The following is a 10,771-nucleotide window of genomic DNA, read 5'->3' as shown; positions in this document are numbered from 1 at the left end:
ACTACGGACAGGATCCGTATATAGTCCGTTCAAGCAGTATACTTGAGGACGGCTTCGGAAACGCATTTGCAGGCAAGTATGAGTCAGTATTCTGCGCCAACAGGGGAACTCCCGAGGAGAGACTGGAAGAATTTGAAAAGGCTATCAAGACTGTCTACGCAAGCACTATGAGCCTTTCCGCTCTGGACTACCGCAAACGCCGCGGACTTGACAAGCGTGACGAGCAGATGTCCCTGCTGATACAGCGAGTATCAGGCTCTTATTACGGCGCATACTATATGCCCTGTGCCGCAGGAGTGGGCTATTCCTACAGTCCTTACAGCTTCCTTAAAAGCTCCGATCAGTCCGCAGGTATGCTCCGTCTTGTAATGGGTCTTGGCACGTCAGCCGTTGACAGGACAGAGGGCTCTTATCCCCGGCTTGTAAGCCTTGATATGCCTGAAAAGACAGTATATTCCACTTATGCGGACAGGCACAGATTCTCGCAGGGCAAGGTCGAAGTCATCAATACTTCAATTCATGATCTTGAACGCCTTCCGCTGCGGACAATAGAGCCGGAAATACCTGAATATCTGCAAAAGGTTCTCATTGAGCATGACTTTGACGCGGAGAGCAGACTGCGTGAAATGGGACGGAGAATATCTTCGACCTTCATTTCATGCAAGGGACTTGTCAGCAATAAAACTCTCATGTCGCAGATGCAGAGAATGCTCCGCTGCATACAGGACGAGTATGAATATCCTGTGGATACTGAGTTCACCATAAACGTATCCGACAGCGGTGAATACTCCGTTGATCTTCTACAGTGCAGACCGCTGCAGGTCATCAAGGACAAGTCGGGAGTTACTGTTCCGGACGATATACCGCAGGAGCATATCCTGCTTGAAAGCAAGGGTGCTTCTATGGGACTTTCAAAAGCCTCGAAGCTCGATATTATCGTATATGTTGATCCTGTTGTATACTACAATATGCTATACAGCGATAAGAACACCGTTGCTAAAATGATAGGCAGGATAAACTGGCATTACCGGAACAGCGGCAAGCATATGATGCTTATGGTCCCCGGCAGAGTTGGAACATCTTCACCCGAACTTGGCGTACCAACAACATTTGCTGATATAAGCGAATTTGACGTTGTGTGCGAAATGGAGGAAGCAAGGGCCGGCTACAATCCGGAGCTTTCATACGGCAGCCACATCTTTCAGGATCTGGTTGAGGCAAAGATACTCTATACTGCCGTGTTCAACAACAGCAAAACTCTGCATTTTTCTCCCGAAAAGCTGAAGGAGCTGCGGAATATGCTTGAAGATATCGACGAAAACAGCGGTCTTGACGATGTTATACATATTTACGATGTGAGCCGCTGCAAATGTGAGCTTTTCAACGACATCAAGAATGAACACCTTCTTATAACCATCTGAGTAAAAGCGCTTATCCGCAACGGATAGGCGCTTTTTTATAAACGATAACCTCATAAACGGCAGCTGTGATGTGCTTTAGAACATAAAGGCGAATAAAATCAAGGTATTATGTAACTGAATATATCCGCAAAATATACGATTTTGTTAAACACGCATTGCTTTTTGCGTTTAAAGTGGCAAAAATTTATAAAAACTTCCGAAGTTACAAAAAAGTAGTTGACAAAGGCAGAATAAAAGACTATAATAGCATTGTAAACAGCAAGGGCGCTGCAGGCTATAAGTCTGCGGCGCTGTTTTGGTTTATAGCGCTAATTCCATACACAAAGGGGTGTATGATGTACCGTATTATGCGGTGCATTGTACACCCCTTTAAAATTTATGCTGTAATTAATCAAGGAGGAATTTTTATGGATTCTCAGACAATTTTACAACAAGCCCTTGATGAGACCAACGGTCTGGTCTTCGGCGTATGGTTCCTTATAGGCGCTGCTCTTGTATTCTTTATGCAGGCAGGCTTCGCAATGGTTGAGACAGGCTTCACACGTGCAAAGAATGCAGGCAATATCATTATGAAAAACCTTATGGACTTCTGTATCGGTACAGTAGTTTTCATTCTCATAGGCTTCGGTCTTCTCTTCGGTGAAGACTTAATCGGTATAATCGGTCAGCCCGGATTTGATATTTTCACTTCCTATGGCAGCTTCGACTGGTCAAACTTCGTATTCAACCTTGTATTCTGCGCTACAACAGCTACTATCGTTTCAGGTGCAATGGCTGAAAGAACAAAATTCTTATCCTACTGTGTTTACTCAGCTGTAATCAGCGCAGTCGTTTATCCTATCGAGGCTCACTGGGGCTGGGGCGGCGGCTGGCTCAGCCAGTGGGGCTTCCACGATTTCGCAGGTTCAGCTCATATCCACATGGTCGGCGGTATCGCAGCTCTCGTTGGTGCTGCTATCCTCGGACCCAGAATCGGTAAATTCCACAAGACAAAGGACGGCGAGATCAAGGTAAACGCTATCCCCGGTCATAACCTTACAATTGGTGCTTTAGGCTGCTTTATCCTCTGGTTCGGCTGGTACGGATTCAACGGCGCAGCTTGTACATCAATAGACCAGCTCGGTTCAGTATTCCTTACAACAACAGTTGCTCCCGCTATAGCAACAGTAACCTGTATGATATTCACATGGCTCAAATATGGCAAGCCTGATGTTTCAATGTGTCTTAACGCTTCACTTGCAGGTCTCGTAGGTATCACAGCTCCATGTGACGTAACAGACTGTCTTGGTGCTTCAATAGTAGGTATCGTTTCAGGACTTCTTGTATGCTTCGGCGTATGGTTCCTTGACTACAAGCTCCACATCGATGATCCTGTCGGTGCAGTAGCTGTTCACATGATGAACGGTATCTGGGGCACTATCGCAGTTGGTCTCTTTGCAAACCCTGAGGTTCCCGGCTATTCACTGGCTGATCAGAACGGCGATCAGCTTGCAGGTCTGTTCTACGGTGGCGGCTTCGGTCTCCTCGGCAGACAGCTCACAGGATTTGTTTGCATCGCTACATTCACAGTAATTTCAATGATAATCGTTTTCCAGGTTATCAAGCACACTATCGGTCTTCGTGCTTCCGAGCAGGAAGAGATCATCGGTCTCGACGTTACAGAACACGGACTTATTTCCTCTTATGCAGACTTCGCACCCGCACTTACAGATGCAGGAATGTATGGCTACACTAAGGACGACGCTAAGAGCGTAGAAAAGGTAGAAAAGAAGAAGGATACAAAGAAAACCGAAAAGAAGCCTGCTGCTACAGTTGATGAAGCAGTTGAGGTCAAGAACTACTCCACACCTTCACCTGACGGCGCAACAAAGCTCACAAATATCGTTGTTATATTCAAACAGCAGAAGCTGCAGCAGTTCATCGAGGCTATGGAACGCATTGATGTCAAGGGCATCACAGTTACAAACGTTCTTGGCTGCGGTATGCAGAACGGACAGACAAACTATTATCGTGGCGCAGCTGTTGAAATGAACCTGCTTCCTAAGGTAAAGGCTGAGATCGCAGTATGTGCGGTTCCTGTTGACAAGGTAGTTGCAGCAGCAAAGGCTGCCCTCTATACCGGCAACTACGGCGACGGTAAGATGTTCATTTACGACATTGAGAACGTAATCAAGATCAGAACAGGCGAAGAAGGTTACAACGCACTTCACGATTCCGCGGAGTGGGAAAAAGCATAAGCTTATAAGGAGGACTGCATACATCTTAATAACAGATCTCCCGATGTATGCAGACTTCCTTACATAATATGATTCGGAGGTAATTATAATGGAAAAGATCACAGACTATTTTGGTTCGATGGTATTCGATGACAGAATAATGAAAGCAACGCTTTCAGATAAGGTATACAGATCACTGAAAAGGACAATAGATAAGGGAACTCCACTTGATATTTCAGTTGCCAATGCAGTTGCGGCTGCTATGAAGGAATGGGCAGTTGAAAAGGGCGCTACTCACTATACACACTGGTTCCAGCCAATGACAGGCGTTACAGCAGAAAAGCACGACAGCTTCATCTCTCCCGCTCCTGACGGAAGAGTTATCATGGAATTCTCAGGCAAGGAGCTCGTTAAGGGCGAGCCTGACGCTTCATCGTTCCCTTCAGGCGGTCTCCGTGCAACATTTGAAGCAAGAGGCTATACAGCATGGGATCCTACTTCTTATGCTTTCATCAAGGACGGAACCCTCTATATCCCAACGGCTTTCTGCTCGTACACAGGCGAGGCACTCGATAAGAAAGTTCCTCTCCTGCGTTCAATGGAAGCCCTTAACAAGCAGGCTATCCGTATACTCAAGCTCTTCGGCAATGACAAGGTAAAGAGTGTAAAGACCTCTGTTGGTCCTGAACAGGAATACTTCCTCGTTGACCGTGAGATGTGGAAGAAGAGAAAAGACCTTATCATGACAGGACGAACCCTATTCGGTGCAATGCCTCCGAAGGGTCAGGAAATGGACGATCATTACTTCGGTTCTATCAAGCCTCGTGTAGCTGAGTATATGGCGGATCTCGACAAAGAGCTCTGGAAGCTCGGCATTCTTGCAAAGACAAAGCACAATGAAGTTGCTCCCGCTCAGCATGAGCTTGCTCCTATTTACGATACAACAAATATTGCCGCAGACCACAACCAGCTGACAATGGAAGTAATGCAGAAAGTCGCTATCCGTCACGGACTTGTATGCCTGCTCCACGAAAAGCCATTTGCAGGCGTAAACGGCTCAGGCAAGCACAATAACTGGTCTATCTCTACAGATCAGGGCGAGAATCTCCTCTCCCCCGGTGAGACTCCCGCTGAGAATGCGCAGTTCCTGCTTTTCCTCGCCGCAGTTATCAAGGCAGTTGACGATTATCAGGATCTGCTGAGACTTTCAGTTGCTACCGCAGGCAACGATCACCGTCTCGGCGCAAATGAAGCTCCTCCTGCTGTTATATCTATATTCCTGGGCGACGAGCTCACAGCTGTCCTCGACGCTATTGAAAAGGATAAGCCCTACGGCGGTACAAAGAAAGAAAAAATGCAGCTTGGCGTCGATGTTCTGCCTAAGTTCAGCAAGGACAGCACTGACCGTAACAGAACTTCCCCATTTGCATTCACAGGAAACAAGTTCGAGTTCCGTATGCTTGGTTCATCAAACAGTATCTCCTGCGCTAATATTCACCTCAATGCTGCTGTAGCAGAGGAGCTGAAGCAGTTCGCTGATAAGCTTGAAGGCGCTAAGGACTTCAACAAGGCTCTCCACGACCTTATCAGAAAAACTATCAAGGAACACAAGCGTATCATATTCAACGGCAACGGCTATGATGATGCATGGATAAAGGAAGCTGAGAAGCGCGGTCTTATGAATCTGAAGACCACTGCTGACGCAATGCCTAAGATATGCGACAAAAAGAACGTGGATATGCTTACGTCCCACGGAGTATTCACTGAAGCTGAAATATTCTCACGCTGTGATATTATGCTTGAAAATTATATCAAGACAGTTAATATCGAAGCTACTACTATGATAGATATGGCACGCAAGGAGATAATCCCTGCAGTTTCAAAATTTGCCGCTGATACAGCAAGTGCGGTAGCAGTTAAGAAGAGCATATCTAAGGCAGCCTGCAAGTATGAGATAAGTCTTGTTTCAGAGCTTTCAGAGCTGATCGACGAAATGGATGCAGCAACAACCAAGCTTGAAAAAGTAGTGGCTGACTTCAAGAAACAGGACGTTATCATAAAAGCTTCTGAATTTGTACGTGATACAATGATCCCTGCTATGGATAAGCTCCGCAGCGCAGCTGACAAGGCTGAAACAGTAACTGCTGAGTCATACTGGCCCTTCCCTGCATACGACAAGCTCCTTTTCGGAGTATGATATTTCAGAGTAATATAAAAGTCTTTACCCAAACCTCTCCTTGAAATAAATACAGCAACGCTATAGAGCCAACAGCATTTTTATCGTTGGCTCTATAGTTTTTTTACTCATTATATGGTTTTTACATGAACAGTATATATCCATGATAATGGAAAAAACTTTCCCCCCCAAAATACATGATTCAAAAACTAAACTTATCGTCTAAAAAAATCACAACTTTATTATATTCTATTGACTTTTCACACAAAAGCATTGTATAATCATGTATATAAAACTAAAACGTCCGGTATAGCACTGTGAACCGAACCATAAAAAACGTACAATGACAAAAAAGACCTCCTATGGTATAATAGAAACCATAGGAGGTTTTGTTATGGCAAGAAGTTACAGACATATAGTTTCATTCCTTCAGGATGAGGCAGCTGCAGTTCAGGCAGAACCGGCTCCTGATGGCGATGTAAATTCTGACGGAGAATTCAATATGGCTGATCTTGTGCTGCTCCAGAAATGGCTGCTCGGTGTTCCCGATACAAAGCTTGCCAACCGGAAAGCCGCAGACCTCTGCAGTGACAATAAGCTCGACGTATTTGATCTTATCTGCATGAGAAAAAAGCTTATCAGTTAAGCTCCGGCAAAAAAATGCTGAAACTGCAACCCTAAAGATACATAAACTAAAAACGTCGTCCATAACGGACGACGTTTTTATATCTTATGCGTTTATAAGCTGACGTCTCATGGCGCAGAGATCAAATACATCAAGTCTGTTATCTACGCAGATATCAGCTGCCTTCCAGTCGCTCAGCTCACTGTCAGCCGCGTTAAGCAGCCATCTTTGCAGAAGTATCACATCTGAAATATTAAATTCACCATCTCCGTTCACGTCTCCTGCAAGAGAAGTATTATGCTTTTTGGAGCTGTCGCATATCTCATTGAATAGTAACTTCAGTTTCTGATCTGCCATTCTGCAGTTGTCACGGTCGTAATGTCCGCCCGGAGTTGACCATAGTACCGGACAAAGATCTCTCTCATATGCAGCCCGGCATACCGAGCTTAAAAACATTCTTACAGATTCAGCCTCCTTGCCTTTTGTGGGACAGCCATATTCACCTATTATAACTGGAATACCCTTGTCGATATAATTTGTTTTCATCATATCCATCTGCTCATTGAGTTCTTTGTAATCCGTATCGGTGCCCCATGTGGAACGTGCCTTCGCCCAATCAGCATCCTCGTCCTCAAGGATCGCAAATCCCGGAGGCGAATAATAATGAACGGATACAGCCATACGCTCCGCAGGATCATCAGGCATTCTGAAAAGCGGATCACAGGTACGGTCAAAGCCGGTATTGTATCCTGATATGAGCAGATGACGCTTTGGATTGTTTCCGCCTGAACTTCTTATCACATCAACAAATTTCTGATTGATCTCGTTGACAAGTCCGTATGATTCAGCCTTTCCTTCTGTACTTCCCCACGGGTTCCATACAGATTCCCAGCCAAGCTCCTCATTCTGTGATTCAAACATCAGATAATCACCATAATCCTTGAAGCTGTCGGCTATCTGTGTCCACATTATCTCATAGCGCTTCATGCACTCGTCCCTGTTATCCGGGAAAATGTTTACCCAGCCATTATCCCAGTGGATATTAATGATACAGTACATATCAGCGTCGATGACCCAGTCAACGATCTCGTGGACACGTGCATCAAGCTCATTGCTGATCCTGTAATCATCACCAATTAGATTCGACCATGCAACAGGAACACGAACGACTCCGAAGCCCTCGTCAGCCATTCCCTGTATCATCTCTTTTGTGATAACAGGACTTCCCCATGATGTTTCATAATCCTGAACAGTGAGTATCCCGTCTCCCCACTGTTCATCAACTTCGGCTATCCAGTCACCGCACGCTTCCATTGTATTGCCGAGGTTGATACCTATCCCCATGTCACGCACCAGTTCCATTGTGGTGATCTCGCGCATTGTGCCGTTTTTCCCCGGCACTGCATCTGTCTTTAGGCAGATAACGGGCTGAAGCATTACAGCCGCAGACATCACTGCACATATAGTCTTTAAAGCTTTCATAGTGACCTCCTTTGTTGTTACCGCTGTTTACTATTATTATATTACAGCCAACTCAGGAAGACTTCAACCCATGAAATCCTTATTAGGTGTACAAAATCCACTTTATTCAAAAATACATTTCATTGCAACACGGTATTGCTTAGGGCTAAGCCCTGTACCTGAAGCAAACTGTCTGATAAAATATTTACTGTCGGAATAACCGCATTTTTCAGCAATACACGCAACTGTATCATTGGTGCTCACAAGGAGGTGTTTTGCAAACCGCAAGTGTGAGTTTATCTGATCCTGATTGAAAGTAGTTCCACAAAACTGCTTATAGATCCGGTTGAAGTAATTAGGATTGAAATTCATGAAACTGCTTATCTCATCAAGACTATACCTGCGCAGAGGAAAACGCTCTGTCGCTCTCCGCAGGCTTTCAAGCTCCTTATAATGAGGCTGTCCTCTCTTCTCTTTCAGCTTATCCTGAACATCATTAAAATATAAGCTGATCTCTTCAATAATATCTCCAAATCCTGTACTGCCTGCTTCAAAGGATCTTCCGTACATAAGCGTAGAACCAAAATATATATTTTCCGGGCAGTCCTTTGAAAAAAGTATTTCAGAATAAACAGCATCAGCGATCAGTCCGGGATCCGGCGTATCAGCAGTATATATCAGCAGAAGCTCCGAATCCGATATTCTTCCGGCTATACCGTTCTTTCCGCAGAAACGCCTTATTATCCCGGCAGAGTAAACCAGACTGTTTATTGCTTCTTTTGAAGAGGATTCAGAGATAAAAACGTCCTTATCATACGTAAGTTTCAGGGCAACCGCAGTGATATTCATTCTTTTATCAGAATTTGTCATTAGCATGAACGCAGTCCGCATACCGTCCTTATTAAACAAACCGGTCAGTCCGTCATATGCTGATGAAAGCGTACTGCATTGCATGAGAAAGCTTATATCAGTTTTCAGGCGCAGGAATTCAAGCCCGTTGGACACGGATTTCAGCCAATGACGATATGTATCGTCGTAAGTCTCAGGCTTATCATACATAACCGCACAGTATCCGAGGAGGCGTTCCTTAAAAAATACCGGATTGAAATAAATAACAGACATTTCAGGGAAATGGTCAGCAAGAGTATGAAGTCCGGAAACTCTGAGCACGATATCATCACGGCGTGCGTATTTGTTTATATTACGGCAAACTACCGAATCGCTGCGCTCTTCGTTTTCCCTGAACCAGTTTTCAAACAAACAAAGAACTACATCCTTCGCATCACGGACTATGAAGAGTTCATCTCCCATCACTGCAACGAATTCATCGTAATTCCTGCATTCAGTAAGATATGATTCCATATCCGATTTCAGGTTCCAGAAAGCATACTTATTGGCTGTTCGCAGTGAACTAAGCTCCTCTTGCAGTTTATCATCAGACAAGGAACCGCACGGACAGCTCTGTCCGGCAATAAATGTTCCTGACGGCGGCTCAAAGGAAAAATCCTTTTCTTCATTGGCAGCTTTATTCAGAAGCATATCTACAGCCGCCGCGCCGAGAGCTTTTCTGTTCCTCTGATATGTCGTAAGAAGAGGCTTGTGAAGACTGCGCTCCGGAATATATTCGTATCCTACAAGCGCCATATGTTCGGTTATATCAATTCCCTTGTCAGCAAATACATCAAGGACTCCGAAAGCCATATAATCATTTGCACACACAAGTGCCTGCGGATAGGGTATCTCTCCTGAAATAAACCTTTCTGCAAGCTTCTCACCCGAATTATACCAGAAGTCTCCTTCATATACAACGCTCTCGTCATATGGGATACCATGCTTTTCAAGGGAGCTCCTGTATCCGTCTGTCCTGCTTTGCGAAGGTCCGAGCGATAAGGGTCCGGTCAGAAGAGATATACGGGTAAACCCGTTTTCTTCTATCAGTCTGTCAATGACAGCTTCCATATCCTTTTTATCACTTGTGCTTATGCACGGGAAAAGCTCCGGCTCAAATTCCGGAAGTGCTGTCCCCACCATTATCACAGGTATGTCACTGCGTTTTATGAGCAGATCGTGTATTTTTCTTCTTATAACAGGATTGACAAAGGATTCGGACAGAATTATAAATGCATCTGACTTTATATCGGTTATCAGCTCATATATCCTGTTATCGGCACAATCTGCCCTGTCCTGTTCAAGATGATTGTACAGATTTGAGATAACTGTGATATCTGCGTTTTTCCTTTGTGCCTCTTCAATGATACCGCTGAGTATCTGACGCTGCTCAATATTATTGACTTCCGCACCTATTACGCATATATTATGATTTTTTGATGACATTCCGTCCCCTCCTTATAAGCTTCTGCTGAAATTTTTATGTCATAAGTATTTGTCTGCAAATTCCAGGATAACTGACGCTTCCATAAGCTTATCCGAGTCTGTAATATTAAGCAAAGTCATGGAGTATCATATAACAAGTCAGCCTGCACATATGTGCAGGCTGACGATATTTCAGAACGGAACCAAAATTATAATGTTTTTTACTTTATGAGACCAATGCCCCAGATAGTGAAGCTGCCGCTTCCTGTGATGGAAACATCAAGCTCTCCTGTTGTATCCTGATAGTATCCGAGCTCTGCGTCAGGACCGCCCCATGTGTACTGCTTGTTGCCGTTTACCTTTGTGGTCTTTCCGTTTACAGTTACATTTATGCTGCCCATGCCGCTGCTGTTTGCCTTGAATACTATGATGAGTCCCTTTCCTGTTGTCTTGAACTTCATCGGATTTCCGCCGTTGAGCGTGTATGAGTAGTTCAGTGACTTGCTTCCGTTATATCCTGAACCTGATGTCCATGAACCTGCATTGAAGTTATCGAGGT

General features: G+C 44.7%; 6 protein-coding genes and 1 pseudogene. 4 read left to right on the top strand and 3 right to left on the bottom strand.

All coding sequences use genetic code 11. From position 1 onward, the window contains the following. The 4 genes from QZZ36_RS12675 to QZZ36_RS12660 all read left to right on the top strand — a co-directional run. The coding region (locus tag QZZ36_RS12675) for a PEP/pyruvate-binding domain-containing protein (RefSeq protein ID WP_295082372.1) at positions 1 to 1,421 on the top strand (1,421 nt) is incomplete at its 5' end. 407 nt (positions 1,422 to 1,828) lie between these two features. Beyond that, complete coding sequence (locus QZZ36_RS12670) at positions 1,829 to 3,658, top strand: ammonium transporter (RefSeq protein ID WP_295082369.1); 1,830 nt, start codon at positions 1,829 to 1,831, stop codon at positions 3,656 to 3,658. Positions 3,659 to 3,746: 88 nt separating this feature from the next. Then, on the top strand, positions 3,747 to 5,834 hold the full coding sequence (locus QZZ36_RS12665; protein WP_295082359.1) for a glutamine synthetase III: 2,088 nt from the start codon (positions 3,747 to 3,749) through the stop codon (positions 5,832 to 5,834). A 373-nt stretch (positions 5,835 to 6,207) separates the two neighbouring features. After that, a complete protein-coding gene (locus tag QZZ36_RS12660; RefSeq protein WP_295082352.1) occupies positions 6,208 to 6,459 on the top strand; it encodes a dockerin type I repeat-containing protein in 252 nt (83 codons plus the stop codon). 84 nt (positions 6,460 to 6,543) lie between these two features. On the opposite strand, the gene QZZ36_RS12655 is transcribed toward QZZ36_RS12660, so the two are convergent. The 3 genes and pseudogenes from QZZ36_RS12655 to QZZ36_RS12645 all read right to left on the bottom strand — a co-directional run. Further along, positions 6,544 to 7,920: a cellulase family glycosylhydrolase gene (locus tag QZZ36_RS12655; RefSeq protein ID WP_295082349.1), complete on the bottom strand. Its 1,377-nt coding sequence runs from the start codon at positions 7,918 to 7,920 to the stop codon at positions 6,544 to 6,546. Positions 7,921 to 8,022: 102 nt separating this feature from the next. After that, positions 8,023 to 10,233 carry a substrate-binding domain-containing protein gene (locus tag QZZ36_RS12650; RefSeq protein ID WP_295082344.1) on the bottom strand — a complete coding sequence of 737 codons (2,211 nt, stop codon included), beginning with the start codon at positions 10,231 to 10,233 and terminating at the stop codon, positions 8,023 to 8,025. Between the two features lie 200 nt (positions 10,234 to 10,433). Then, positions 10,434 to 10,771: pseudogene (locus tag QZZ36_RS12645) on the bottom strand (endo-xylanase); the annotation flags it as partial.

Origin of the sequence: Ruminococcus sp. (genome assembly GCF_016287535.1) — a bacterium.
In the GTDB taxonomy this organism is placed as follows: Bacteria; Bacillota; Clostridia; order Oscillospirales; family Ruminococcaceae; genus Ruminococcus.
Note: the sequence above shows the minus strand (reverse complement) of the source record. Positions and strands in the feature narration are given on the sequence as shown.

Excerpts from the sequence above, each read along its gene's own strand:
- QZZ36_RS12670 (WP_295082369.1), top strand. The coding sequence starts at position 1,829 with ATGGATTCTCAGACAATTTTACAACAAGCCCTTGATGAGACCAACGGT.
- QZZ36_RS12650 (WP_295082344.1), bottom strand. The coding sequence starts at position 10,233 with ATGTCATCAAAAAATCATAATATATGCGTAATAGGTGCGGAAGTCAAT.
- QZZ36_RS12665 (WP_295082359.1), top strand. The coding sequence starts at position 3,747 with ATGGAAAAGATCACAGACTATTTTGGTTCGATGGTATTCGATGACAGA.
- QZZ36_RS12660 (WP_295082352.1), top strand. The coding sequence starts at position 6,208 with ATGGCAAGAAGTTACAGACATATAGTTTCATTCCTTCAGGATGAGGCA.
- QZZ36_RS12655 (WP_295082349.1), bottom strand. The coding sequence starts at position 7,920 with ATGAAAGCTTTAAAGACTATATGTGCAGTGATGTCTGCGGCTGTAATG.